21 protein-coding genes and 1 pseudogene are annotated in these 26,821 nt (G+C 60.1%); 8 read left to right on the top strand and 14 right to left on the bottom strand.

The window, feature by feature from the left end; translation table 11 throughout:
* The 3 genes from FAA86_RS22825 to FAA86_RS22815 form a co-directional block, all read right to left on the bottom strand.
* Nucleotides 1-434, bottom strand: a 434-nt coding sequence (locus tag FAA86_RS22825) for a GNAT family N-acetyltransferase (protein WP_136543463.1), incomplete at its 3' end; no start/stop codon positions are given.
* 178 nt (nt 435-612) lie between these two features.
* Entirely contained in the window at nt 613-1,668 is a 1,056-nt protein-coding gene (locus FAA86_RS22820; RefSeq protein WP_167495076.1) for an ATP-binding protein, read from the bottom strand.
* On the bottom strand, nt 1,668-2,363 hold the full coding sequence (locus FAA86_RS22815; RefSeq protein WP_136543459.1) for a response regulator: 696 nt from the start codon (nt 2,361-2,363) through the stop codon (nt 1,668-1,670). The genes FAA86_RS22820 and FAA86_RS22815 overlap by 1 nt, the downstream gene beginning before the upstream one ends.
* A 165-nt stretch (nt 2,364-2,528) precedes the next feature.
* On the opposite strand from FAA86_RS22815, the gene FAA86_RS22810 reads away from it, so the two are divergent.
* Complete coding sequence (locus FAA86_RS22810) at nt 2,529-3,695, top strand: efflux RND transporter periplasmic adaptor subunit (RefSeq protein WP_136543457.1); 1,167 nt, start codon at nt 2,529-2,531, stop codon at nt 3,693-3,695.
* Nucleotides 3,696-3,705: 10 nt separating this feature from the next.
* Nucleotides 3,706-6,811: pseudogene (locus FAA86_RS22805) on the top strand (multidrug efflux RND transporter permease subunit).
* A gap of 509 nt (nt 6,812-7,320) precedes the next feature.
* On the opposite strand, the gene FAA86_RS22800 reads toward FAA86_RS22805, so the two are convergent.
* Both FAA86_RS22800 and FAA86_RS22795 read right to left on the bottom strand, forming a co-directional pair.
* On the bottom strand, nt 7,321-9,444 hold the full coding sequence (locus FAA86_RS22800) for a sensor histidine kinase (protein WP_136543455.1): 2,124 nt from the start codon (nt 9,442-9,444) through the stop codon (nt 7,321-7,323).
* Nucleotides 9,441-10,181 (bottom strand): response regulator transcription factor, encoded by a 741-nt coding sequence (locus FAA86_RS22795; protein ID WP_136543453.1) that lies wholly within the window; start codon nt 10,179-10,181, stop codon nt 9,441-9,443. Before FAA86_RS22795 ends, FAA86_RS22800 begins: the two co-directional genes overlap by 4 nt.
* A 214-nt stretch (nt 10,182-10,395) precedes the next feature.
* Here FAA86_RS22795 and FAA86_RS22790 point away from each other — a divergent pair, with 214 nt between their 5' ends.
* From FAA86_RS22790 to FAA86_RS22770, 5 genes are all read left to right on the top strand, one after another.
* Complete coding sequence (locus FAA86_RS22790) at nt 10,396-11,418, top strand: ABC transporter substrate-binding protein (RefSeq protein ID WP_377344333.1); 1,023 nt, start codon at nt 10,396-10,398, stop codon at nt 11,416-11,418.
* Nucleotides 11,419-11,521: 103 nt separating this feature from the next.
* Entirely contained in the window at nt 11,522-12,547 is a 1,026-nt protein-coding gene (locus tag FAA86_RS22785) for an ABC transporter substrate-binding protein (RefSeq protein ID WP_136543451.1), read from the top strand.
* An 81-nt stretch (nt 12,548-12,628) separates the two neighbouring features.
* On the top strand, nt 12,629-14,860 hold the full coding sequence (locus FAA86_RS22780; protein ID WP_136543449.1) for an ABC transporter permease: 2,232 nt from the start codon (nt 12,629-12,631) through the stop codon (nt 14,858-14,860).
* On the top strand, nt 14,857-15,915 hold the full coding sequence (locus FAA86_RS22775) for an ABC transporter ATP-binding protein (RefSeq protein WP_136543447.1): 1,059 nt from the start codon (nt 14,857-14,859) through the stop codon (nt 15,913-15,915). The genes FAA86_RS22780 and FAA86_RS22775 overlap by 4 nt, the downstream gene beginning before the upstream one ends.
* Nucleotides 15,916-15,946: 31 nt before the next feature.
* Entirely contained in the window at nt 15,947-16,753 is an 807-nt protein-coding gene (locus FAA86_RS22770; protein ID WP_136543445.1) for an inositol monophosphatase family protein, read from the top strand.
* A gap of 178 nt (nt 16,754-16,931) precedes the next feature.
* Here FAA86_RS22770 and FAA86_RS22765 read toward each other — a convergent pair whose 3' ends face one another.
* Together FAA86_RS22765 and FAA86_RS22760 are read right to left on the bottom strand one after the other, a co-directional pair.
* On the bottom strand, nt 16,932-17,723 hold the full coding sequence (locus tag FAA86_RS22765) for a PfkB family carbohydrate kinase (protein WP_136543443.1): 792 nt from the start codon (nt 17,721-17,723) through the stop codon (nt 16,932-16,934).
* A gap of 72 nt (nt 17,724-17,795) precedes the next feature.
* Nucleotides 17,796-18,809, bottom strand: coding sequence for an SIS domain-containing protein (locus tag FAA86_RS22760; RefSeq protein ID WP_136543441.1), 1,014 nt, complete (start codon nt 18,807-18,809; stop codon nt 17,796-17,798).
* A gap of 213 nt (nt 18,810-19,022) precedes the next feature.
* On the opposite strand from FAA86_RS22760, the gene FAA86_RS22755 reads away from it, so the two are divergent.
* Nucleotides 19,023-19,754: a GntR family transcriptional regulator gene (locus tag FAA86_RS22755; protein ID WP_136543439.1), complete on the top strand. Its 732-nt coding sequence runs from the start codon at nt 19,023-19,025 to the stop codon at nt 19,752-19,754.
* 15 nt (nt 19,755-19,769) lie between these two features.
* On the opposite strand, the gene FAA86_RS22750 is transcribed toward FAA86_RS22755, so the two are convergent.
* The 7 genes from FAA86_RS22750 to FAA86_RS22720 form a co-directional block, all read right to left on the bottom strand.
* Nucleotides 19,770-20,522: an amino acid ABC transporter ATP-binding protein gene (locus FAA86_RS22750; RefSeq protein WP_136543437.1), complete on the bottom strand. Its 753-nt coding sequence runs from the start codon at nt 20,520-20,522 to the stop codon at nt 19,770-19,772.
* Nucleotides 20,482-21,420, bottom strand: a complete 939-nt coding sequence (locus FAA86_RS22745) for a DMT family transporter (RefSeq protein ID WP_136543435.1) — start codon at nt 21,418-21,420, stop codon at nt 20,482-20,484. Before FAA86_RS22745 ends, FAA86_RS22750 begins: the two co-directional genes overlap by 41 nt.
* On the bottom strand, nt 21,410-22,381 hold the full coding sequence (locus FAA86_RS22740) for an amino acid ABC transporter permease (protein WP_136543433.1): 972 nt from the start codon (nt 22,379-22,381) through the stop codon (nt 21,410-21,412). Before FAA86_RS22740 ends, FAA86_RS22745 begins: the two co-directional genes overlap by 11 nt.
* A 14-nt stretch (nt 22,382-22,395) precedes the next feature.
* Entirely contained in the window at nt 22,396-23,676 is a 1,281-nt protein-coding gene (locus FAA86_RS22735; RefSeq protein ID WP_136543431.1) for an NAD(P)/FAD-dependent oxidoreductase, read from the bottom strand.
* A gap of 53 nt (nt 23,677-23,729) precedes the next feature.
* Nucleotides 23,730-24,557, bottom strand: a complete 828-nt coding sequence (locus tag FAA86_RS22730; RefSeq protein ID WP_136543429.1) for a transporter substrate-binding domain-containing protein — start codon at nt 24,555-24,557, stop codon at nt 23,730-23,732.
* Between the two features lie 659 nt (nt 24,558-25,216).
* Nucleotides 25,217-26,359, bottom strand: coding sequence for a hybrid sensor histidine kinase/response regulator (locus tag FAA86_RS22725; protein WP_136543427.1), 1,143 nt, complete (start codon nt 26,357-26,359; stop codon nt 25,217-25,219).
* The coding region (locus FAA86_RS22720) for a chemotaxis protein CheB (RefSeq protein ID WP_136543425.1) at nt 26,359-26,821 on the bottom strand (463 nt) is incomplete at its 5' end. The genes FAA86_RS22725 and FAA86_RS22720, both read right to left, overlap by 1 nt.

Genomic DNA, 26,821 nt, shown 5'->3' with positions numbered 1-26,821 from the left:
AAAAACTCGATGATCTTGAAGCCACACTTGTTGACGTAGAAGTGGATGTTCCTCTTCTCGAAATACGGCGTATGCGTCCGCCAGGTGAGGGTCTCCGGATAGCGCGCTTCGATCGCAAACCACGCCTTGAGACCGAGACCATGCCCGTGTTCGCCGACCTTCAGGAAGAACAAATCCAGCGTGTTGTGATGGCTCTCGTCATTGATGGTCACCACCGCGCCGCCGACCGTCTTGCCGTTGCAGAGAATGCGCAGCGCGACTGCGCCCGGCGCATTAAAGGAATGGTCAAGGTCCTCGTCGGAAGGGATGGGGCCATCGGGCAATTCCCCGTATTCGTCGATGACCGCGAGGGCAAACGCCTCCTGGAGTTCCCTCTTGAAGTGCGGCAGATCGCTGCGATCTGCAATGGTGAGGCTCACGGTGTGACTGGTCATGGCTGCTCTCCAACTTTTCAATCATGCGACCGGGGTCCCACGGACCCAATGGCGGTGCGCTTCGCAATCCTGCGCGTAATGGCATTGACTGCGTAGACACTAGCAAGCCGGGTTTGCTTCCTTGTGGAGATTGTGTGGAGCTTCTGTGGAACGAGGGGCAGCCGCGGCAAGCAGCGGCTCAAGAGGCGGGCTTGCCGAGCACAATCTCGAAGATGGCGCCGCCCGTATCGGAGGGCGCGTAGTGGATCTTGCCGCCATGCGCCTCAACGATGGCGCGCACCACGGAGAGACCGAGCCCATTCCCGCCTTTCTCCAGAGAGCCCGAATGGCTGCCCCGTCTGAAGGGTTCGAAAGCAGACGAGGCAATGTCGGCGTCGAGCCCCGGTCCTTCGTCCGTAACCCGTAAGAGCGCACGATTATTCTCGACCCGCAGGCTGATCTCGACCGTACCGCGCACGGCATAGCGACGCGCATTGGTGACGAGGGCGAGCAGCACTTGCCGGATCCGCATCGCATCGACAGTCACCACGACATCATCGAGGCTAAGCTTGAGCGCAAAGCCGTCTGCCTTCAACTCCGGTTCCAACACGCCGGCCATCCGTTGGATCTCGTCTTTCAGCCGCACGGGCTGTAGGTGGAGGTCGAGATGGCCGCTATCCGCCAAGGTAACCGTTCGCAGGTCTTCCACCAGCCGGGCGAGCGAGTCCACCTGCAAGACCAGCGCATGGAGAGACTCTTCATCGGGCTTGAAGACACCATCGATCATGCCCTGAAGACGCCCTTTGAGGATGGTGAGCGGCGTGCGCAATTCATGCGCGATCGTGGCATTCCAGAGCGTCATATCGGCTGCCATATCCTGCAGGCGCTGGGCCATGGCGTTGAAGTCTTCGACGAGAAGGGCCGTCTCGCCAAGCGAATGGTCGCCGGGCATGGCGCGGGCCGAAAGGTCGCCGTCCTTGATCCTCCTGGCGCTGAGGGCGAGCGATTCCAGCGGTTGAAGAATGCGCCCTGCCAGTCTGATCGACGCGACCGCCGCAACAATCAGCGCGACGAAGATGAGGACCAAGAGCGTGATGAGATCGAAGCCAGTCACCCAGTTGTCCGTGTCTTCTGCCCAGGGGGAGAAATAGAACAGGATGCTGAAGGCGAGGTACGTCCCGAAAAAGACCAGCAATCCCGCAGCGACGGTGACGGATGCCATGGCAAGCAGGATTTGCCGGCTGAGACCCTTCATCAGCATACCCGATCGACGGCCAGACGGTAGCCGATGCCTCTGACACTGATCAGCATAACTTCGCCTCCCGCCTGTTCGAGTTTCTTGCGCAGCTTGCTCAGGTGGCTGTCGATTGTGCGATCCAGCGCATCGGAACCGGGCAGGCAGGCATCCACGAGTTCGCTTCGCGAGAAGGCCTTGGTGGGGGTTCTGGCCAGATGGCTGAGGAGCCGGAATTCGGTAAGTGTCAGAGAAAGAGCGGTCTTGACCCCGTCCTTTTCAATCATTGCCTGATAGCTGTCGAGATCGATGGTCAAATTTCCGGCGCGGATCATCGCACCCGCTTGGGCCAAACCCGCGCGCCGCAACACGGCCTTGGCGCGAGCGACAACCTCGATGGGATTGAACGGCTTGACGATATAATCGTCCGCCCCGATCCGCAGGCCCTGCAAACGATCCACATCTTCATCGAGCGCCGTGATCATGATGACGGGCGTGCGACCGCGCCTCTGGATTTCGGCCAGAAGCTCAAAGCCATCCACGCGCGGCATGGTGATATCAGCCAGAACGATGTCGGGTTTCAGCGAGCGGTGCAGATCAAGTGCCACCTGCCCATCGCGGGCATGCACCGTGCGAAATCCCTCGCGGGTGAAATAGGCCTCGAGGATGCCAGCGATCTCCGCATCGTCTTCAGCAATCAAAACAAGTTCTGCCATGGTCATCGCACTCCTTGCGACTTCAATGCCACCGAAGCATCCAAGCGTCGAGTGGGCGCGGTTCGCCTCCACGCGATCGCAACAAAACCTCCACAAAGCGCCAATGCACCAGCTTTAGAGCAGTGCCATCAAGATTGTTACTCAGCGAGATGGATGATCACTCCGATGAAGTACCTGGCGCGTTTCTGGATATTTGGCCTGCTTTGCCTGCCGTTGCTACTCCTGTTCTCGTGCAGCGATCAGTCGGAGGTTGGCCAAGACAATCCGCCAGCCGAGACACAGGCCACGCGCGTCAGCGTCATGACTGTAAAGCCGCAAGCCGTCACGATCCATGATGAGCTGCCAGGGCGTGTGAGTGCGCTGCGCACCGCCGAGATCCGGGCGCAGGTGAATGGCATCATCAAGAAGAAGCTCTTTGAAGAAGGCGCTGTTGTTGAGGCAGACACGCCACTGTTCCAGATCGATCCGGCTCCTTTTGCCGCCGATGTCGATGCGGCCTCTGCCGTGCTTGCGCGCGCCCAAGCCGAACTTGTGAATGCCAAGGTGAAGTTCGAGCGCGCCGAGCTTTTGTCGGCGCAAAAAGTCACCAGCGACGAAGCCTTCAACAATGCGACAGCGGCTTTCGCCCAGGCCAAGGCGAGTGCGGCGGAGGCCAAGGCCAATCTGGCGCGGCGGAAGCTCGAATTGTCCTACGCGACCATCCGCAGCCCGATCAGCGGTCGGATCGGCCAGTCTTTCATGACCGAAGGCGGCCTTGCATCCTCGTCGGCGACCAATGCGCTTGCCGTGGTTCAGCAGATCGATCAGGTCTATGTCGATGTGCGTCAGTCCTCCATGAGCCTGGAAGCTCTGCGAGAAACGGCTTCTGGCGCCGGAATGGGCAACCCGGAAGAGCTGCCGGTCAAAATCAAGACCATAACCGGCAAGCCATACAGCCAGACGGGCCGGGTTCTCTTTTCCGACATCTTTGTCGATGGCGCCACGGGCAGCCTCGGTATCCGGATCCTCGTCCCCAATCCCGAAGAGCAGCTTCTTCCGGGTATGTTCATCCGTGCCATGGTGCCGCGGGAGGTCTATGCGGCAGCGCTTTTGGTGCCGCAGGAAGCTGTGACGCGCGACCCCTCAGGCAAGCCGCAGCTGATCATTGTCGGTGCGGACAAGACCGGCATGAAGCGAACCGTCGAACTGGGACCGCTCGTTGACGGAAAATACCTCGTCAAAACTGGGCTTGCTGCCGGCGAAACCATCGTCGTGTTGGGCCAGGAGCGGGTCCAGGACGGCCAGCCGCTCGACACCTTGCCGATGCAGGCTTCCCCCGAGACACAGAGCTAAGGAGCGGATGATGCCGCAGTTTTTTATCGACCGGCCGGTCTTTGCTTGGGTCATCGCCATCATGATCGCGATTGCCGGGCTGATTGCCATTCCCCAGTTGCCGGTGTCGCGCTACCCGACCATTGCGCCGCCGAGCGTATCGATCTACGCGAGTTATCCGGGCGCCACGCCGCAGGCGATCAATGACAGTGTGACCAGTGTGATCGAGCGCGAAATCTCGGGCGTGAAGAACGTCCTCTATTTTGATTCCTCAGCCGATTCATCCGGAACCACGACCATCACCGTGACATTCAAGCCGGGGACCGATCCGGAATTGGCGCAGGTGGATGTCCAGAACCGTTTGAAGGCAGTCGAGCCACGATTGCCAGAGCAGGTTCGCCGCGCCGGATTGTCCGTCGAATCCGCGTCCTCTGGCTTCCTGATGATCGTCTCGCTGAAGTCGAAGGACGGAAGTCTCGACGCGCTTGCGCTTGATGATTATCTCGTGCGCAACATCGCTCCCGAGTTGAAACGTGTGGCCGGCGTCGGTCGCGTGCAATCTTTCGGTTCGGAAGCGGCCATGCGCATCTGGGTCGACCCGGTGCGGCTCGTGGCTCATTCGATGTCCATGGCCGAGGTCACACAGGCGATCCAGTCGCAGAACCTTCAGGTAGCGCCTGGTCGATTGGGCGATGCCCCGACGGTTCCCGGCCAGACAGTCAGCGTGCCACTCAATGTCAAAGGCCAGCTCCAGACCGAGGAGGAATTCGCTCAGGTCATCCTGCGGTCGAACCCGGATGGCTCTCGATTGACCCTCGGCGAGGTCGCCCGGATCGAGGTGGGATCCCAATCCTCCGGCTTTTCCATTCTCGACGGTGGCAAACCTGCAACCGCCGCCGCCATACAGATGACACCCGGTGCCAATGCGGTGAGTACCGCAAGCGGCGTGCGGTCGCGGCTCGCAGAGCTTGCCCTCACCATGCCGGCCGGCATCGACTATGCGATTTCGTATGACACAGCCCCCTTCGTGAAGGTTTCGATCGAGAAAGTGGCCCAGACGCTCGCCGAGGCCATGGTGCTGGTGTTCCTGATCATGCTGCTCTTCCTGCAGAACATCCGCTACACGCTCATTCCGGCGATCGTTGCCCCTATCGCATTGCTTGGCACTTTCGCCGTGATGCTGGCGATCGGCTATTCGATCAATGTTCTCACCATGTTCGGCATGGTTCTCGCCATCGGCATCATCGTCGACGACGCCATCGTGGTGGTCGAAAATGTCGAGCGGCTGATGGCGAAGGAGGGGCTCTCGCCACGGGAGGCGACCCGCAAGGCGATGAGCGAGATCACCGGCGCTGTCATCGGGATTACCCTTGTGATGACGGCCGTCCTTCTTCCGATGGGCCTGGCCTTCGGGTCGGTTGGCGCAATCTACCGTCAGTTCACGGTCTCGATGGCTGTCTCCATCCTCTTTTCCGCCTTTCTGGCACTGAGCTTGACACCCGCCCTTTGCGCCACTTTGCTGAAGCCTGTCGGCAGCGATCACCATCAACGGAAAGGCTTCTTCGGCTGGTTCAACCGTGGCTTTGATCGATTGACGCAGCGCTATGCCGGCTGGGTATCAAGCCTCGTGCAAGAGACCGGTCGGACGATCTTCCGTCTATCTCGCGATTGTCGGCGCGGTCGCCTATGGCTACGCAAGGCTGTCGACCACATTCGTGCCGGAAGAAGACCAGGGCTCCTTCATGACCTCCTTCACGCTGCCCGCAGAGGCCACGGCAGAGCGCACGCGCGATGTCGTCGACCTCTTCGAAAAGCATGTGCAAACGCGACCGGATATCGTCAACAACCTGACGATCATGGGCTTCGGCTTTTCCGGTTCCGGCGCCAATACCGCCATGTCTTTCACGACGATGAAGGACTGGGACAAGCGCTCGACAACTGTCGACGACGAAGTGAACGCGGCAACGGACGCCATGGCCGCGGCAGTCGAGGGCGAAGTCATGAGCATGAAGCCGCCGGCAATCGATGAACTGGGCACGACCTCGGGTTTTTCGCTGAGACTGCAGGATCGCGCCAATCATGGCGAAAAGGCACTTGCAGCGGCAGCAGCCCAGCTCACCCAGCTCGCAGCAGAGAGCAAGCTCTTGAGCGACGTCCGCGTCGACGGGCTTCCTAGCGGCCCGAGCGTCACGCTGACCGTTGACCGCCAGAAGGCCAATGCCCTTGCCGTCGCCTATCCCACCATCAGCGACACGCTGAGCGGAGCCGTCGGCTCGACCTATGTCAATGATTTCCCGCATGATGGTCGGTTGCAGCAGGTCATCGTCCAGGCAGAGCCGGCCAGCCGCATGCAGGTTGATGATATTCTCAACCTGCATGTGCGAAGCGACACCGGCCAGATGGTTCGTCTGTCGGAGATCGTGACGGCGGAATGGTCGACCATCCCGCTGCAGGTCACGCGCTACAATGGATATCCTTCGACCGGCATTTCCGGTTCTGCCGCGCAAGGTGTTTCGAGTGGCAAGGCGATGGACGAGATCGAGCAACTGGCGCTCAAGCTTCCCAAGGGTTTTGCAATCGAGTGGACAGGACAATCGCTGCAGGAGCGCCAATCCGGTGCCCAGGCTCCAATGCTGATGGCCTTCTCGTTTCTGGTCGTGTTCTTGGTGCTGGCCGCACTCTACGAAAGCTGGACGGTGCCGCTCTCCGTCATGCTCGTGGTGCCCCTCGGCGTGATCGGAGCTGTCATTGCTGTGCATCTGCGGGGACTGGAAAACGATGTGTTCTTCAAGGTCGGCCTGATCACGCTGATCGGTCTTTCCGCCAAGAATGCGGTGTTGATCGTCGAGTTTGCCCGCAAGCGTCAGAGCGATGGCGAGCGCCTTGCCGAAGCCGTCGTCGAGGCCGCGCGCCTGCGCCTGCGCCCCATCGTCATGACCTCGCTCGCCTTCACCCTGGGCGTCGTGCCGCTGGTCATTGCCTCAGGCGCAAGCTCGGAAACCCAGAACGCGATCGGAACCGGCCTGTTTGGCGGCATGATTTCCGGCACCGTCCTGGCGGTGATCTTTGTCCCGGTGTTCTATGTCGTTGTCATGCGCCTGACACAGCGTCAAAACGAGCCGCAGGCGCTTTGCTAAAAAACGCTTAGGCTTCGGGACAGGCAATGGAAGCATCCCCTGAAAACGTACCGTCCGGTTTCGCCGCCGGCGCGACGGAACCGGACGGTGTCCTGCTCACCCATGCGCTCATTGCGCACGGGTCCCCAGCCGATTCGGCAAGACCCGTGTCAAGCACGAAGGATGGCCTGAAGAACAGCAGCCGGAATTGCTCAAGCTGTTGAGAAGGCGCCGCTTTTTTCTGTGAGAAACAGCCGCCGAATCTACGCGGAAAACCGGCCTAAAATGGCCTGCCTAGAGAGCCTAGGTTCTGACATGATTTCAAAGCTTAACAAAATAGCCTTTGATTTTCCTCTGTTTTCCTGCCGCGAGCGACCGTGGATGCCATCTTTGTGCCCTGGCTTTGGGCCGACGTCAACATGGCGGGAGAGCGGCAATTATTTCCGCCATTGGTTGTCTAGGTTTCGCTGATGCTCGGCTGAATGGTCAGGGCTAAAGGCCTTCATTGGGTAGATCGGACCCGCTCGTGTTCAGCCCGCCACGGCGTTGCATTCGACCTCGATGGAAGGAAAACAGAGCTCCACATGCGTTCCTTCCCCCAGGCGAGAAGTAATTCTGATTTCGCCTCCAGACTGGCGGACGAACCCATAGACCATCGCGAGCCCGAGGCCCGAGCCTCCGGTTTTCGAGCGCGTTGTAAAGTAGGGTTCCATCGCCTGATCGAGGACTTCAGGTGACATGCCCACACCCTGATCGATCACCGCAAGGGTCACCGTGTCTGCCTCCCCCCGCGCCTCCACGCGCACCACTCCGCCGTCCGGCATGGCCGCAGTTGCGTTGAGGCAGAGGTTGAGTATCGATTGCTCCAGCAGCGCAGGATCAAGGCTAACGGTTGGCAGATTGGCGGCAAGCTCCAGCTCCAGACGGTTGCGGGCGCCAATCGCCATTTCGAGAACATCAGCCATCCCTTGAAGGATCGTGGCGATGTCTATCGAGGTGGGACGTATCTGCTGCTGGCTACCGACGGATAACATGCTGGAGGCGAGTGCGCGCCCTCGTTCAGCGGCCTTTCGTATGCGCCCGAGGTGGCGCTTCTGCCGTTCGGTGAAGCCAGGTTCGCGCTCCAGCAGGCCAAGACTACCGGTAATGATGCCGATCATATTGCCGACCTCGTGGCTCACCTGGTGCGTCATACGCATTACCACATCAAGGCGCTGGGCGCGGGCGGCTTCCATCTCCTGGCGATCCATGGCGGTCACGTCACGGGCGAGGAGGACCACGCCGCCGTCCGGTTGCCTTGATGCAGAGAGCTCCACCACCTGGTCGTCGAAAAACCGGTGCCGAAGCACCTGACGCTCAACGAGTGAGCCGCGCTCGTTTTCGGCCGGCATGAGCAGGGGATCAATCTCCGGGACCGTTCCAACGAACCGGCGCAGCGACATTTTTCGCGACGATCCCGTTTGTCGCATCAGTTCGATGATGCGACGGTTCATGGTGATCGGTCGGCCTGTCGGATCGAAGAGGGCAATGCCTTCGTTCATCGTCCTGAAGGTCGATCGGATCGTACGCGCGGCCGCTTCCGCTGTGCGTCTGAGGCGCGACACGCGGTCGACGCTCTCCTTGAAGGCGCGGAAGGCGTCGAGCAACCGGATCAGTTCCGTTTCAGTCCCTGCATAAACGGGTGGCCCCACATTTTCCTCTCCGCGCGCCAGCGCATTCATCCCGCGCGATAGGTCACCGATCCCGTGAGAAACGCGCATGACCGAGCGGATGGACAGAATGGCCAGGATGACGACAGCAAAGGATGCAAGCACGATCATGACGAGCAACTGGCGCAACGCGCTCGAGGTGGCTTCGAGGTTCTGGTTAAGCGCACTGGCAACGAGTGCGCTCTGCGTTTCGGTTGCATGCGAGAGGTCACGCGAGACGATGTGCAGGCGTGAGACGGACGCGCGGATGGTGAACATCTCAAGCAGGTAAAGCGTCTGTGCCTCGAAGATTCGTCGATATGGTTCGAGCTGTTCGGGGGAGATGCGTAGGTTGGGAGCAGGCACCAACATCCGGGCGGTCGTTTCGGCAACGAAGCGCCGTTGGAGTTCGCCGAGCTGAAAGAGGCTGTCCGATGTTGATGCGGATTGTGCAATACCGTTCATACGCTGCCGAAGATCCTGATCCTGGATTGTGCGGGCAGTTGCTATTTCCCCAAGCGCCACGGCTGCTTCGGCCTTCTGCTCCTGGGCGGCATCGGCATTGGCTGCGAGGGCCAGCGTCTGCGCTTCGATATCTTCAAGGAGTTCGATGATCCGGCGCGCACCAGCGCCTTGCCCAGGCGCACTTGGCTGATCCGGTGCGATTGTGTCCAGCAGTGTCTCTACCTGCGCGACCACCGCACGGCTTTCGCTCGAAACACGATAGGGCGAGGTGGCATTCATCAGGAATGGTGCGCTCGAAACAAGGTCGGAAACTTGCCTCGAAACCAGTGATGCCTTGGCAAGGCTCGAGAAGGCCTGCACGCTGTAGGCCGACATTTCGCTGCGCGCCCTCTGCAGGCCATAGATGGCGACGGTCGACAGCAGGAGAACCGAGACGCAAATGAAGGCAATTGCAAAGGGCAGTCTAAAAGCGATGGAGGAGAGGAAGGCGCGGTTGATCAAGGCAGGGATCCAGCGTCGTCGGTGTGCAAGACATACCCCCTGCCGCGCCGCGTCTGGATATGGCATGGGAGGTCCGGGTTCCGCTCGATCTTGCGCCTGAGACGCAGCACCAGAACATCGACGTTGCGATCAACGAAACGATCGGAGTCGGCACCCATTCGGTCGAGAATCTGGGCGCGGCTCACGGGCGTGTTCGGTGTCTCGGCGAGGATCTCCAGCAAAGCGAACTCTGCTGCCGTCAGCGTTCTGGTTGGATCGGCGAGGCAGACTGCTCTGCGTTGCCCGAGATCAACGGCCCATTCACCGAGCCTGAGGGCGGCGGGCGGTTGATCGCGATCACTCTCCCTGTCCTGGCGTAGTTGAGGATGGGTGCGCCGGAGAACCGCCTTGATCCGTGCGGTCAGTTCGTTCGGTTCGAACGGCTTCACGACATAGTCGTCCGCTGCGGTCTCCAGTCCCAGAACCCGATCGGTCGCACTGCCCGCTGCAGTCACCATGACTATGCCGACATCGGTTTGAGCCCTCAAGCGCTGCGCAAAGGCCCGGCCGGAGAGCCCAGGCAGATTGTGGTCCACCAGGACAAGCTGAACCGTCTCGTGTTGCAATCGCTCTTGTGCGGCTTCGGCGGATGGTGCCGTTATCGGTATCCACCCCTCTGCCTCCACCAGATCACAAATAAGCTCCGCCATATCCGGATCGTCCTCAACGATCAGAATTTTCACCTTCTGGTTCAACACGTTGCAGTCCTCCCATCTGCATCATAACCGTCACATAGGAAAACGCCAAAGACTTGCTGGTTATCGGCAGACGACACAATTGTAACATTTGAAATCTCTGCAATGCGTGACGATGCCGTCCTGAAAGAACGGTAACCATTTCCCGGGTTGCCAGCCCGGAGTGATACGGACATGTTTCACGCATTGGAACGGGGAGGTTTCAAGGGAGGACGAGGTGAAGTTATTGACCGCCATCGGCGCCGGGGTACTTGTGACCTTCGCTGCGGCCACGGGTTCCCGGGCAGCCGACACGCTGAACATTCTCTGCGGTGTTGACGAGGTCTGGTGCGCCGTCATGGAAAAGACCTACGAGGCCAAGACCGGTCTTGCGGTCAACATGCCGCGGATGAGCACCGGGGAGATACTCGACTATGTTCGGGCCGAGAAGGATGCGCCCACCGTCGATGTCTGGTGGGGCGGCACCGGCGTCACGCACCTGCAGGCTGCCTATGAAGGCCTCCTTGAGCCCCATCATCCCCAACAGGAAGCCGACCTTCTACCCTGGGCGCGAAACTTTTTCTCTCTGTCTGGCGGCAGTTCTGTGGGCCTTTATGCCGGAGCGCTCGGCTTCGCCTACAATGCGGATCTTCTCTCGGCTGCAGGCTTGCCGGCACCCAACTGTTGGAAGGATCTTGCCAAGCCAATCTATCGCGGCCATATCCTTTCCGGTAATCCCCACTCCTCGGGCACGGCCTTTACGACCCTCGTCACGCTGGTGCAACTCCTCGGCGAAGATGAGGCTTTCGCCTATATGCGCGAGCTCGGACAGAATATCACCGAATACACCAAGGCCGGTGCCGAGCCGGTCAAGGCGGCGGGCAGGGGAGAGATCACTATCGGCATCTCCTTCATGCATGATGCCGTTACCCAGAAGGAGGCGGGCGCTCCTCTCGTCATTGTCGCGCCTTGCGAGGGTACCGGCTATGAAATCGGAGCGGTCAGCATCGTCAAGGGCAGCCAAAATCTGGAAGAGGCGCGCCGCTTCGTCGATTTTGCGCTCAGCCCCGAAGGGCAGGCAACCGGGGCCGCGGCAGGCCAGAACCAGGTCCCATCAAACGCCAGGGCCATGCTGCCGCCGGCCGCTCCCGACATCTCGATGATCAAGATGGTGGACTATGATTTCGCCACCTTTGGTTCACCCGAACAGCGAAGTCGGCTGTTGAGCCGCTTCGATCGCGAGATCAACCCGATCAACTGATCTTTTCAATACCAGGACCGCCGCGGAAACGGTGCCTTTCGGCACCGCCGCCGAAGGCTTGTCAGTTTCTTCGACTTCAGACGCAAGCAACAGGAGGATACCCATGCGACTGACCATACTGTCCACTCTACTCTTTGCCGGCACGAGCTTGTCTGCCGGCTCGGCTCTGGCCGCGGGTGAGCTCAACCTCATCTGCGCTGCAGACGTCGTTATCTGCGAGCAGATGCAGGGCGATTTCGAAAAAGCTCATGACATCAAAGTCAACATGGTTCGCATGTCCTCGGGCGAGGCCTATGCCAAGATCCGCGCTGAAGCACGCAACCCGAAGACGGACCTGTGGTGGGCAGGTACCGGCGACCCCCACCTGCAGGCCGCCTCCGAGGGACTGACAGAGGAATACAAGTCGCCGATGCTCGATCAGCTACAGGATTGGGCGAAGAACCAAGCCGAAAGCTCCGGATTCAAGACCGTCGGAGTCTATGCCGGTGCGCTCGGCTGGGGCTACAACACCGAAATCTTCAAGCAGAAGGGCTACAAGGAGCCCTCCTGCTGGGCGGACCTCCTGGCGCCGGAACTGAAGGGCGAAATCCAGATCGCTAACCCGAACTCGTCGGGGACCGCCTACACGGCGCTCGCCTCGCTCGTGCAGATCATGGGCGAAGAGAAGGCCTTCGAGTATCTCAAGTCCCTAAACGCCAACATCTCGCAATATACCAAGTCCGGGTCCGCACCGGTGAAGGCCGCCGCCCGCGGCGAGACTGGTCTCGGCATCGTCTTCATGCATGATGCCGTGGCTCAGACGGCCGAGGGTTTCCCCGTCAAGTCGATCGCTCCTTGTGAAGGCACCGGATACGAGATCGGCTCCATGTCGATCGTCAAGGGCGCTCGCAACATGGACAATGCCAAGACCTGGTACGACTGGTCGCTGAAGCCGGAAGTTCAGTCCCGCATGAAGGATGCCAAATCCTTCCAGCTTCCCTCGAACAAGACCGCGGAGATCCCGAAGGAAGCCCCGCGCTTCGAGGACATCAAGCTGATCGACTATGACTTCAAGACCTATGGTGATCCGGAAAAGCGCAAGGCACTGCTTGAGCGCTGGGATCGTGAGATTGGCGCCGTCGCAAACTGATCTTTGCGCCGTACGGTCGGCAGCTGCGAGGCTGCCGACCCTCCTTCTGCTCTCTTCCCGATATTTTGAATGAGGTCGACCATGAGACATGGTAACCGCAGACTGGACCTGTTGCTGGCCTTTGGAGCCGCGTCCTTCATTCTGCTCCCCTGGTACAGGCTGGAATCGGGCTTCTTCGGCCTGGATTGGCTCGATGATTTTCCGTTCACGGAGAGCGCTGCGCCAGGCGTTCTGCAGTTGTTGGGTCACGGTCGTCTTTGGCTTCTCGGTGTCGCCCTCTTCTTAGGTTTCGGTCTCGCGGCACGTTTTGTTGTCGATCCGATGCGCCGTGGGGCGTTGTTTGCGGCGGCCGGTGCGGCGGGTCTCGTCTATCTCTGCCTGCAGGGGCTGGCGGTCGGCTTCTCCGGCTGGACATGGGGGATCAGCGAAGCCCTTATCGGACCGCTTTCCGACGGGCAGCCCTCCATGGGGGCCGGTGCCGTCACTATGGCGATCGTCTTCGTCCTCATGTTCGCCTTCGGCTTGGTCGAGCGCGGGGTCATGAAAGGCGACGCATTTGTGGTCGGGTCTATCTCTCTGCTTGTCTTTCTCGTCTTCGTCTTCGTTTTCTATCCGATTGGCAGCATGCTGGTGGCCGCAGTTCAGGATTTCGATGGCTCCTTCAAGCCCGATGGTTTCATAAAGAATCTTCAGGATCCGGGCATTTGGAGCCTAAGCTGTGTAATCGATGAAGGACGCTGCGGCGTCGCCTGGCGCACCTTCACGCTCGCAATCATGACGGCGTCCGCCTCCACTCTGCTGGGGCTAGCCTTCGCTCTCGTCGCCACCCGCACCCGATTCCCATTCAAGAAGGGACTGCGGCTTCTGACCGTCCTGCCGATCATTACGCCGCCCTTCGTCATTGGCCTTGCGCTCGTCCTGCTCTTCGGTCGCGCCGGCGTGGTCACTGAGACCCTATCGAGCTTGTTTGGGATCGAGCCTGGGCGCTGGCTCTACGGCCTGACCGGCATCTGGATTGCCCAGGTCCTATCCTTCACCCCCATTTCCTTCCTCGTCCTGATCGGCGTCGTCGAGGGCGTCAGCCCATCGATGGAGGAGGCGTCGCAGACGCTGCGCGCGGACCGCTTGCGCACCTTCTGGCGGGTATCCCTACCTCTGATGAAGCCGGGCCTCGCCAACGCCTTCCTGATCGGCTTCATCGAAAGCATGGCAGATTTCGGCAATCCGCTGGTGCTCGGCGGCAGCAATGGCGTGCTCTCGACCGAGATCTTCTTCGCTGTGGTCGGCTCGCAGAATGATCCGTCGCGAGCAGCCGTCCTGGCGCTCGTCCTCCTCTTCTTCACGTTGTCGGCCTTCGTGGCCCAGCGGGTCTGGCTGTCGGGGAAGAACTTCGCGACCGTCACCGGCAAGGGCGACAGCGGCGCCCATATCGCGCTACCACGTGGCATCTCGATCGGCGTGCATGCTCTTGTCATCCCGTGGATGATCTTCACCGTCGTCGTCTACGGGATGATCCTCGTCGGCGGCTTTGTGACCACCTGGGGCCTCGACAACACGCTGACACTTGAGCATTACGCCCGCGCGTTTTCTGTCAGCATCCAGAACGGCTCGATCGCCTGGACGGGTGTTGCCTGGAATTCCTTCTGGACGACCATGGAGATCTCGCTGATCTCCGCGCCTCTGACGGCCGCTGTCGGTCTGCTCACCGCCTACATCATCGTGCGGCAGAAATTCGCTGGCCGGAACCTCTTCGAGTTCGCCCTGATGATGAGCTTCGCCATCCCCGGCACGGTCATCGGCGTCAGCTACATCATGGCCTTCAACCTGCCGCCGCTGGAAATGACCGGTTCGGCGTTGATCTTGATCGCCTGCTTCGTCTTCCGCAACATGCCGGTCGGCGTGCGTGGCGGGATCGCGGCGATGAGCCAGCTCGACAAGAGCCTGGATGAAGCTTCGCTGACGCTGCGGGCAGACAGCTTCCGCACGGTCCGCAAGATCATCCTGCCGCTTTTGCGCCCGGCGATCACCGCCGCGCTCGTCTACTCCTTAGTCCGCGCCATCACCTCGATCAGCGCTGTAATCTTCCTGGTCAGCGCCGAACACAACATGGCGACTTCCTACATCGTGGGCCTCGTTGAAAACGGCGAATACGGCGTGGCGATCGCCTATTCCTCGATGCTGATCGTCGTGATGATCACCGTCATCGGTGGTTTCCAGCTCCTCGTCGGCGAGCGCAAGCTGCGTCGCGAAAACCGTATTGCCGGTCTCGGCAACAACAGTCCCGTTCCTCTCGGTCAGGAGAAAACCGCATGATCACTGTCAAAGCCGGATCCGTCACCTTCCAGAACGTCCGCAAGACCTTCGGCGCCTTCACCGCCATCCATGATCTTTCACTCACCATCGAGCCCGGAACGCTGGTCACCCTGCTTGGTCCCTCCGGCTGCGGCAAGACGACGACTTTGCGCATGCTGGCGGGTCTGGAGCATCCGACCTCCGGCAAGATCCTGATTGGCGGCAACGATGTGACCATGCTGCCGGCAAACGCGCGTGACGTGTCGATGGTTTTCCAGTCCTATGCGCTCTTTCCGCACATGACCTCGCTCGAAAATGTCGCCTACGGACTGGAGTCTTTGGGCCTCGGCAAAAGGGAAGCGCGCGAGAGGGCCGAGGAGGGCCTCAAGCTCGTTGGCCTCGCCGGCATGGGGCATCGCCTTCCTTCAGAACTCTCAGGCGGCCAGCAGCAGCGCGTTGCGGTGGCTCGTGCTTTGGTTCTCGAACCTCAGGTGCTATTGCTCGACGAACCGCTCTCCAACCTCGATGCACGGCTTCGCCGCCGCGTCCGCACGGAAATTCGCGACCTCCAGCAGCGTCTCGGTTTCACCGCCGTATATGTGACGCACGATCAGGACGAGGCGCTTGCCGTTTCCGACCGGATTATCGTGATGAAGGATGGCGAAATCGCCCAGTCCGGTGAGCCGCGCGAACTTTATGAAGCCCCGGCCTCCCCCTTCATCGCTGACTTCATGGGGGAGGCGAACGTGCTGCCCTGCGAGGTGGTCCGGTCTGATGGTGGGGAAGTGCTCGTGCGTGTCAGCAATATCGAGCATCGCCTGCAGTCCAAAGCGGGCCAAGGTCCAGCCAAACTCGCAGTCCGACCCGGCGCCATCCGGATAGGTTCTGCTGACGCACAAGGGTTGAAGGGCCGCGTGCTCCACTCGGCCTATCTCGGCGGTCATGTCGAATATGAAGTCGAGACCGACGTCGGAACGCTCTTCGTCATCGATCACGACGTCGACCATGCCCATGCTGCCGCAAGTGACGTCACACTTGCGTTCAAGAACCGTGGCATTGCCGTCATAAGCGGCTGATCCCATTTCAGAAAGATCAAGGAAGAAGAGAATGACAGTGAATGATACGGCTCTCGCAGCGCGTTTTGCGCTGGCCAAGACGCTGGCCGCCGAAGCAGGGGCGATGGCCCTTGACTATTTCAATCGGCGGGACACGCTGGTGATTGAGACGAAGCGCGACTTGCAGGATGTGGTCTCAATTGCCGACCGGAATGTCGAGACCTTCCTCAAGCAACGCGTGGCCGAAATCTACGCCAATGACGGTTTCCTGGGAGAGGAGTTCGGCCATGACGAGGGTTGCTCAGGCTTTACCTGGGTCGTTGATCCGATCGACGGCACGGCTCCTTTTGTCAATGGCATGCCGACCTGGTGTGTTTCCATCGCGATCGTGCGGGGTGGGGAGCCGGTGGTCGGGGTCATCCATGTGCCCTGCTCGGATGAGCTATTCGCCTCTGCACATGGCTTTGGTGCGACCCTGAACGACAAGCCCCTGCACCTTGATCCCAGCCGCAATCTGCAGAATGCAATGACGGGGATAGGCTGCAACAACTACGTCACCCCCGAACGCGTCGGTGCGATCATCGCCGGCCTCATGGCTCGAGGCGGCAATTTCATCCGCAACGGGTCGGGTGCGCTGATGCTGGCCTATGTCGCAGCGGGACGCTTGGTTGGGTATTACGAGCCGCATATGCGAGCGTGGGACTGCATGGCGGGCTTCTGCCTCGTCCGCGAAGCTGGTGGGACGGCCCTTCATTTGCCGGGAAGTGGTGCCGAGTTCCTGAATGGTCATCCAGTGCTCGCCGCAAACCCGTCTTGCTACGATGAACTCCTGCAACTTCACATGAGCAACCTGACTTAGGTGAAGGTTCGCCTCGGGCGGGAGACACTGGGCTCCCGCCTACTATGCGCGCAGGTCCAGCCTCCCTACGCTATCGAAGACATCTGATTGCGCCGATAGAGGCCGTTTGATCTTGCTGCCTATCAGGAAATGATTTCCGCTCTGCACTGCGCCTGGTGCTGGTCGTGTCTCAGATCCGCTAGGCCTGAGGAAAGCCGCCGACATGCCCACAGGTCCTGGCGGCCAAGCTGCGACCACTTTCCAGGCAGGTCGCCCAGTCACGACCCGAAAGGTTGGCCGAAAGGAACCCTGCAATGAAGCTGTCGCCGGCACCTGTCGTGTCGATCACCTCGATCGGCTCGATGCCGCTCGTGGCCGATCGCTCGCCATCGCTCACGGACGCTCCTTTTGCACCGCGCGTGACGACGGCCAGTCGGGCACCATCGGAGACCAGCCGGTGCAGCATCGCATCGGCCGCCGCATCGTCCTCGCCCGCCGAGCCAAATGCGATCGCCAGGCCGGAAACGCCAAGGTTCTGAACGTCGCTATTGACTGAAATGTCCTGGGATACATTCACGCCTGAGCGACAGAGCTCCTGGCGCAGCGCTCCCTGGTCGTCCATCCAGCCGATATGGACGTGATCCATCTGCTTGAGCTTCTCCAGATCTTCCGGCGTGGGCCTGTATCCGGCGCAGACACCGAAGTCCTCGTGGGTAAAGACCCGCTCCCCGGAGGGGAGGATGTCAATCAGGGTGAAGGCCGTGTGGCCCGGTCGAAGCTGCACGTTGGCGACCTGCACGCCATGGACAGCCAGCTCCTTGATCGTGCGATGACCATCAGCGTCGTCACCGACAGCACCAAAATAGTGGGACTCGTGTCCGAGACGCGCAAGCTGAACGGCGACATTCACGGCATTACCGCCGATCAGCGACATGCCGGAAGGGCGGAACCGATCAATGCAGTTATCGCCGACTGCGGCAAACCTGAGCATGTTATCCCCTCCCAACCTTCCGTCGGGGCCGCGCAGCTCGAGCGCGCGACCTCCGAATCGTCAAGAACCGTATCAGTAGGCGACACGCTTGTAATAGCGGCGCGTCGTCAGCGGATGATTGCGCATCACCTCAAGATGCGCGCTGATCCGTTCAAGGACCGTGGCGAGCAGGATCGGTGAGATCAGCGCACGAACCTCCTGTGAAATCCCGGGAAGCTCGAATTCCGCAGTGTCCAGCACCGTCATCTTCTCGGTATAGGCAGGAGCGAAATTCTCCACGCGCTCTGCAAGCGGGCGAAGGGCGTCTTCGCCCTTGAACAGGATGAGGCTGACATCCTTGTCGATCAGCTCCAGGGTTCCGTGGAAGAAATCGGAGGCATGAACCGGGCGTGTGCGGATCCACTGCATCTCTTCCAGAATGCACATCCCGTAATAGAATGCTGCCGGCCAGACGTTTCCGGCACCGGTGATGATGTGATAGTCGGCCGCGGCCAGCTTGCTCGCGAATTCTTGAGCTTTCGGCTCATAAGCGCGCTTCACGTCGAGGAGCAGGGTTGGGAGCCGCTCGAGCTCGGCTGCGATCTCGGCATAGTTGGAGATCTCCCCGCGGTGACGCATGATTGAAAGGGCGATGAACAGCGACTGCAGATAGAAGGATTCGCAGGAGGTGTCGTCTTCGGCAAAATTCACGAAGACATGATCGCCCCCCTTGCCGAGCGGCGTGTCGGCATGACCGACCAGCGTGATCACCGTGGCGCCAATCTCTTTCATCTGGGCGAGCAGTGCGACGCTTTCCTTGGTCGTGCCCGAAAGGGAGGGCATGACGATGATGGACTTGGACGTCAGGTTTGCAGACCCCGTCAAGATCAGCTCTGCCGGCATGTCTATGAAGGCGGGGAAACGGGAGCAGCGTTGCAGGAGCTGCGCTGCCGGCTGCATCAGAATGGCCGCGCCGCCTGTGCCGAGGAAGTAGATGTTTTCGGCTCCTGCCGTCAGACAATCCGAAACTACCCGATCGAGACGCGCGCGCAGAGCCACGGCACCTCCCTGGATCTTGAGGAAACGGGGTTCGTCGAAATTCAGCATGGGTCGCTTCTCCAGTACTTGACGGCGCTACAGGCTCAAGAGGTCAAATGTTGTAAGACAACTGACATCTTTGCTGCTTTTCGTCAAGGGAGGCGTCAGGAGGAAATATATGCCAATCTTGCGACGCAGTCACGGCTCTAACGGTCACGAGCGGCGCTTGACCTGCAAGACTTTGTCAGACAAGAACGAGTTCAGACAATGTGCGAGGTAACCGTGGACGAACCGATCCGTGACTCCAGAACCCTGGCAATCCAGCTTCGGGACCGGATTGCAGAGCTCATACGCGCGGAGGGGCTCAAGCCCGGCGACAAGCTCCCTACCGAGGCGCAATTGACGCAACGGTTCCACATTTCCCGTCCTGCGCTGCGCGAAGCTCTGAAACTCCTCGAGCAGGACGACATCATCTACGTGGAGCATGGCCGCGGACGGTTCATCTCCGCCATGTCAGCCGTGCAGGTGGACAGACCGATCACCGTCTTCGAAAGCGTCACCGACATGGCGCAGCATTACGGCTACAAGCCTGTCAACAAGGTGCTCTCGATCAGCGAGGAGGATCCGCCGGCGGTCGTGTCCGAGAAGATGTGTCTCGAAGCCAAGGCGCGCGTCATCCGGATCGAACGATTGCGCCTGCACGACGAGGAACCGATCCTCTATTGCATCGACTATGTGCCACGCACCATCATACCTGCCAAGCTCTACGACATAGACTGGAGCGGCTCCTTGCTTAACCTGCTCGAGCAGCATCGCCATCGCCCGCGGATGTCGGCCGCGACGGTATCGTCAGTCATGCTGCCGGACGACGTCGTCGAGCGCCACGATCTTCGCGACTTTGGCCCGGCCCTGCTGATCGCCGAGACCTGTTTCGATGCGGCGGGCAAGCCGGTGAACTATGCGCTGGACTATCATCGCGGCAGCCATTTCACCTTCAGCCTCGTGAGGAAGTGAAGGGCAGCCTCCAGTTCAATGCAGCAACTGGCTGAGGAACAGGCTGGCGCGATCCGTCCGGGGTCTCGCGAAGAAATCAGCCGGTGGGGCCTCTTCGATAATAGAGCCTCGGTCCATGAATATGACGCGGTCGGCCACCTCGCGCGCGAATCCCATTTCATGGGTAACGCAGACCATGGTCATGCCTTCGTTCGCGAGCGCCACCATCGTGTCGAGCACTTCCTTGACCATTTCGGGGTCGAGGGCCGAAGTCGGCTCGTCGAACAGCATGACGCGCGGGTTCATGCACAGCGCCCGGGCGATGGCGACGCGCTGCTGCTGACCGCCGGAGAGCTGGCCGGGATATTTGTCGGCCTGCTCGGGGATCCGCACGCGCTCGAGGAAATGCATGGCGATCCGACGGGCCTCGCTCTTGGGCATTTTCTTCACCCAGACCGGTGCCAGGATGCAGTTCTCCAGAATGGTCAGGTGCGGAAAGAGATTGAATTGCTGGAAAACCATGCCGACATCCCTCCGCACGAGGTCGGCCTTCTTCTCATCGCCGTCGAGCTCGATCCCACCGACGATAATCCTGCCTTCCTGATGCGCTTCCAACCGGTTGACGCAGCGTATCAGTGTCGACTTGCCCGATCCCGAGGGGCCGCAGATCACCACACGTTCGCCCCTCATGATGTCGAGGTTGATATCATCGAGAGCGTGAAAGGTGCCGTACCACTTGTGCACGCTCTTAAGCGTGATTTCCGGCATCGCCTCGGGGGTTTGGATCATGGATGTCTCCTCGACTTTTTCTGAGAACCAGCCAGCCGGAGACCATGATGATGCCGGCTCCGACCAGGGTGTGAACTTCGATAGGGGCGGCAAACATCAGGGCGCCGTAGAAGCAGCCCCAGATGATCTGGCTGTACTGGAAAGGGGCAACGACCGAAGCTTCCGCAATTCGGAAGGCACGGATGAGCAGCCCATGTCCGGCGAGCAGCAGCATGCCGCCGGCCGCCATCAGAACGCCCTCGACGGGGCGAACTGGAGAAAGGCCTCCGTGCAGCAAGGCGGCCGCCAGCGCGAGCGGCATCAGGATGATGAACAGCGACGACAGAAGCGCCTCGTCATTCTCCTCGACCCTTGTCTTGCGCAGCAGGATCAGGGAGAGCGCAAACAGCACGGCCGAACCGAGGGCTGCCAGGTGGCCGAGGTTCAGGGACGCGGCACCGGGCTGCAACGCGATCGCCACGCCCGCAAATCCAAGGACAACTCCGGTCCATCCACTCACGGACAGCCGCTCCCGCAGGACGAGCCAGGACATCAGAGCCACCAGGATCGGTGTTAGAAAGGCAAGAAGATAGGCTTCCGACAAGGGCAGGAGCGCGAAAGCGTAATGGATCAGCAGCGTGTCCCCTGCGAGCAGAACTGCGCGCAGCACCGCGATGCCGGGCTGGCGGGGAAGGAGACGGGTCACGCCCCCTGTCACCACGGCATGGCCACACAGCAGGATGAAGGCGCCGACCGTGACCAGAAGAGTGACCTGCGGTGCCGGCAGCCGCTCGACGCTCAGTTTCACCAGAGCGTCGGTGCCGGAAAAGACGGCAAATGCCGCAAGGGTCAGAAGGACGCCGCGCCTGTTGTTCGACCCGGACGCGGCGCCAGGGACGGGAGCGATGTCAGCGGACATTGAACCGCCCGAAGCGCTCCTCGATCCGCGCCTGCAGAAACTCGAGGCTGATCGACAGGATCCAGTAGATCATCGAGGCCGTGATCAGCATTTCGATGTGGCGGAATTCCGTCTGCCCCTGTGTACGGGCGAGATACATGATCTCCCAGACGCCGACGACCGACACGAGGGATGAGTCCTTCAGCATCGCGATGAACTGGTTGCCGGTCGGAGGAATGATGACTCGCATTGCCTGGGGCAGTATGACGAGCCCCATGGTCTGGCTCGGCGACAGGCCAAGTGCGGTGGCACCCTCGGTCTGGCCTCGGGAAATGCTCTCGATGCCGGCACGGAAGATTTCCGTCATATAGGCACCGTAGCAGAGGGAGAGGGCCAGGATCCCGGCGGGGATGGCGCCGATGACATAACCCACCTGAGGCAGGCCCAGATAGATGATGTAGATCTGCATGAGCAAGGGCAGGCCCCGAAAGAGCGACGTGTAAAACGTCGCCAGGCCATAGATGACACCGTTGCGCGAGAGCTTGGCAATGGCACCGGCCAAGGCAATGGCTGTGGCGATGGCGATCGAGATCGCCGAAATGAACAGTGTCGTTGTCACGCCTTGAGTGATCAGGAAGCCGATTTTCTTGGCGATGAAAGCGAACGACAGGTCGAAAGAATGGAAGAAAACCATCAGCAGGGCGAACAATTCCATCCACACTGCGACGATCTGGTAGTTCCTCTTCAAGAGGTGCAGGAGCTTCCAGTTGATGGCGATGACGATGGCGATCACCGCTGCAGAAAGCGCTCTTGCCGCCGACGGGTTGTCGGCGAGAAAACCTTCGGAAGCCGGAATGAGCCTGCCGATCCAGGCAGAGCTGACGCCTAAGCCATAGAGGGCTCCAGCCACCAGCGCAAGCATTAGAAGTCCGCCTATCCGGCGCGCTGCTGCGGGATATGTAAGTATGAGACGACCGATCATTCTGCCATGTCCTTTCAGGCCGCCCGCTCGCGCCACCAGTCCTGCGCCTGGAGCTTCCAGTAGGTCAGTTGTGCCACGGCAAGGCCAGCCACACCGCCGGCCCAGTCCAGGCCAAAGGGCGAAAACAGGCGGTGGCGATCGCTCTGCCCGAGGATCGCCTCTGCAACCACCTTGCCGCCGATCGCCGTGGTGTTGAGGCCGTGACCGCCAAATGCGGTGCAATGCCACACACCAGGCTGCATCTCGCCGATCTGGGGCATGAGGTGGCGGGCATAGGCCATGAGACCGGACCACGCGAGTTCCGTCCTGAGTCCGCTGAGTTGCGGATAGGTGTTGGTCATCTCCCGCCGGAGCTCGTGGACGAGACCGGAGGTGGACGCGGCGCGGGTCGTGATCCGTCCGCCCCAGAGAAGGCGTTTGCCACCATCGATCAGGCGATAGTAGTCGCCCGCTCGGCGGTTGTCGCCAATGCCGTCGCGCGTCCTGATCGCGGAGGCGATCATTTCCGGCGCCTCTTCGCTGACCATGACATAAGTTGCGATTGGCAGGAACGCGCGCTTGAGGCGAGGATTGACGGGCCCCGTGTAGCCCCCTGTCGCGAACACCACTGTCCGAGCTGCCACCACACCGTTGCTCGTGCGCACTTGCTTCCTGTCCGGCACAAGATCGGTAGCAAATGCGGGAGAGCCTTCAAAGATGAGACCGCCAAGCCGCTCGATCTCGTTTGCTAGGCCGCGTAGGTAGTTGAGCGGGTGAATGTGAAACGCCTGGGGGTCGCGCAAACCATGGAAATAGCGGTTCGATTTCAGGTTCTGTCGGACCGTCGCCGTGTCGAGATACTCAAGCCGCTGGCCGTATTTGTGCCGGGCCTCGGCTGCATGGCTTTGCATTCCGGCCCCGTCGTCATAGCGCATGACGCTGGTCACCCCATCCACCGGATTGGCACCAGCAATGTTGAGACCGGTAATGGTGTCTCGGACGAAATCGACACCTTCGATCGACATCAGGTAGAGCTTGTCTGCGGCCTCGGTACCGTTGATCCTTGCAATCTTCTCGACCCCCGTCGCGTAGCCCGCGCTGACGAAACCGCCGTTGCGGCCGGATGCGCCGAAGCCGACAGACTGTGACTCGAGCACCACGACCTTCTGCCCGCCACGCGCCAGTTGGAGAGCGGTGGTGAGGCCAGCCAGGCCGCCGCCGATCACGACAGTGTCGCAGTCGATATTGCCAGAGAGAGCGGGGCGCTCCTTCCGGTCGGCGAGCGTGCGGGAATAGTAGGTATCGGGATAGTTCATGAGGGCACCGGGCGGTTGGGGCGCGGAGAACCTTATCTCCACGCCCGTTAGGATCAGTTGGCGCTGTAGTCCTTGCCGTACCACTTGGTGGTGAGGGTGGCCAAAGTGCCGTCTTTCTTCATCTCCTCGATGATGCCGCCGACCTTCGCGGTCCAGTCCGGGTCGACCTTTTCGGCGATCACCACCAGCGGTTCGCGGAAGGCGTATTCGCCCTCGAGAATGCGCAGCGGGTAGCCGTTCTTGATGGCGTTGAGCGCGGTCTGTTCGGGTGCGATCACCGCGTCGAGACGAACGCCGTCACCCAGACGCAGATCGTCGAAGGGCAGCATGGAGTCGGCAAACGTGCGGACCTCGCCCGGCTCCAGCTTGTATTCGGTCGGCGGCAGGCCGGGGGCGTCGATTTCCAGCCGGCGATTGATGAAGTCTTCCGAGGTCGTGGCCGTCTCGACTCCGATGATCTTGCCTTTCAGATCCTCGACCGATTTTGCGGTGCTATCCTTGTGCAGGACGTAGACATAGGGGCTGAAGTAATAGATGCCGACGAAATCGATGACCTGCGCACGTGCCTTGGTCGGAGTGACCGATCCGACGCCGAGATCATAACGCCCCTGCCAGCGGCCGCCGGTCAGCGTCGCCCAGTCTGGCGTCTCGAAGCTGACCTCGACGCCCAGACGCTTGGCGATTTCCTTCGACACGTCGATGTCGAACCCAACCATCTCGTTGTTGTCGTCCAGATAGCTCTGCGGCGGCCAGCCGCTGTTGGTCGCGACGACCATCGCCTTTCTCTCCATGACGCGGTCGAGCGTTGCGCCTGCATGCGCCGCGGTCGTCATGGCAAGGGCGGCAACGCCCAGAGCCAGGCCGGTGATGAACTTTTTCATGACATTCCTCCTGTGAAAGGACAGACACGGATCCCCATATATGTAAGATGTCTGACAATTGCAGTTGAGGCCATGAAAAGGAAACTGTCAATGTTTCAGGGGCGTAAGTCTGTATGAAAAAAGCTGATCCAGTCATCTGCTTTCGTTATGGCCGCCCACGGGGTGAGGTTGGTCAGACAACTACCTCTGCCTTCCCCCCGCGAACCGAAGGTCCAAGGACCTTTTTCTGACGAGTGCGCCTAGGTTGATCCCCAGCCAGTTCTGCGAGACCCGCTCAAACACGACGGATGGACTGAAGAACAGCAACCGGAATGGCTCAAGTTGTTGAGAAGGCGTCGCTTTTTTCTGTGAGAAACAATCGCTGATCTTTAGCGGAAAGTCGACCTAAAATGGCCCGCCTGGAGAGCTTGGATTCTCACATTATTTCAAAGGCTTAACAAATACGCCTTTGATTTCCCTATGTTTTCCTGTCGTAAGCGACCGTGGATGCCATCCTTGTGCTCTGGCTTTGGGGCGACGTCAACATGGCGGGACAGCGGCAATAATTTCCGCTAGGGCGCCAAAAAGCACTGAGGCGCCGAATGCGATGGTGCAGCTGTGCGCCTTCATTTCCGCCGTTCGAGAGCGGCAGAACAGACCCTGAAAGCAGCCATTCTCCACTATGGAGCTATCGTTGCCTGTATCGGCAGCTCAAGGGTGAAGACGCTGCCGAACCCCGGGCCATCACTCCACACAGAAACATCGCCGCCATGTAACTCCATGAGTTGTTTGACGAGGGCGAGCCCGATCCCAAGCCCCCCATGAGCATGATCCCGATGCTCTTCGACTTGCTCGAACATCCTGAAGATTGCGCCAGCGGCCTCGGCACTGAGGCCGAGACCATTGTCAGTGACGCTGATGCGATAGGTGCGCGGATGTATTTCCATCGCTACCTCAATCTGACCGCCCATCGGCGTGTATTTTGCGGCATTATTCACGAGGTTTGAAACGCACTGTGTCAACCGTACCTTGTCAGCGGATATCATGCACGGCTGTTCCGGAACCCTGATGGTCACCGCGTGTTTTCGCTCCTCGATCGCCTGTCCGGTCATGTCCAGCGCAGAGTGAATGGCATCTCTCAAGTCAAAGTCAGACTTTACGAGATTGATTTTGCCCTGCGTTATCCGTGATACATCGAGCAGGTCGTCAACGAGCCTGATTATGTGGTCCATCTGTTGGTGCATGAGGCCATGGATCTGCTCCACCTTGCCAGCATCCGGCTTTCTTGAAAGGAGCTTCATCCCGCCATTGAGAGCGGCGATTGGGTTGCGCAGTTCATGGACGAGAACTCCGATGAACTCGTTCTTTCGCTTGTCGGCGAGCTGAAGCGCGCGAGTCTGTGCCTCGAGAAGGTCGCGCTGCTCGGAAATCATTTTACGCTGGCGATAGAGTTCTGCAAAAATCTCTGCCTTGCTGCGCAGAATATCCGGCTCAATCGGTTTCTGAATAAAATCGACGGCGCCCGCTTCATACCCCTGGAACCGCCGCTCGGCTGTATGGGTGCCGGCAGTCACGAAAATGATCGGAACCCGCCGTGTCCGCTCATTGCCTCGCATGAGTTCGGCAAGCTCAAAGCCATCAAGCCCTGGCATCTGAACGTCGATCAGTGCCAGGGCCACATCATGTCGGAGGAGCAGTTCAAGAGCTTCATCACCGGATCGCGCTTTTAGGAGCGTTCGGTCATCGCGTTGCAGCAGTGCTTCCAGAGAAAGGAGATTTTCTGGAAGGTCATCAACGAGGAGAAATGTGGCTTCGGTCTTCATTATTGAATGTTCTGCAAATAGGTTGAGATTTCGGCCAAAGTCATGATGCGTGCATCCGGACATGCACGTATGGCCGCCTCGGGCATGGCTTTGGCGTAGGCTTCTGTCGGATCCTGAATGATTGCCGTTCCGCCAGAACGAACGACGACAGACAGGCCATTGGCCCCATCATGATTGGCGCCAGTCAAAAGAATGGCAGTCAGTTGGCTGCCCCAGGCATCTGCCGCGCTCTCGAATGCCACGTCGATCGAGGGCCGCGAGAAGAGGACCTCCTCTTCGCTGGATAAAGCGACATGCGTTCGTCCCTCGAGCGACAAATGATAATTCGGGGGCGCGAAGTAGATGAACCCGGCTTGCACGGGCTCCTTGTCTTCCGCCTCAATCGCGCGAAGCTGACATTTCAGGTCAAAAATCGCGGCGAGCACACTGCGTTTGTTTGGCGGTAAGTGCACCACGACGAAA

Source organism: Rhizobium rosettiformans W3 (assembly GCF_004912135.1).
In the GTDB taxonomy this organism is placed as follows: Bacteria; Pseudomonadota; Alphaproteobacteria; order Rhizobiales; family Rhizobiaceae; genus Allorhizobium; species Allorhizobium rosettiformans.
The sequence above is the reverse complement of the archived record's forward strand: the minus strand, read 5'-3'. Positions and strand labels throughout refer to the sequence as shown.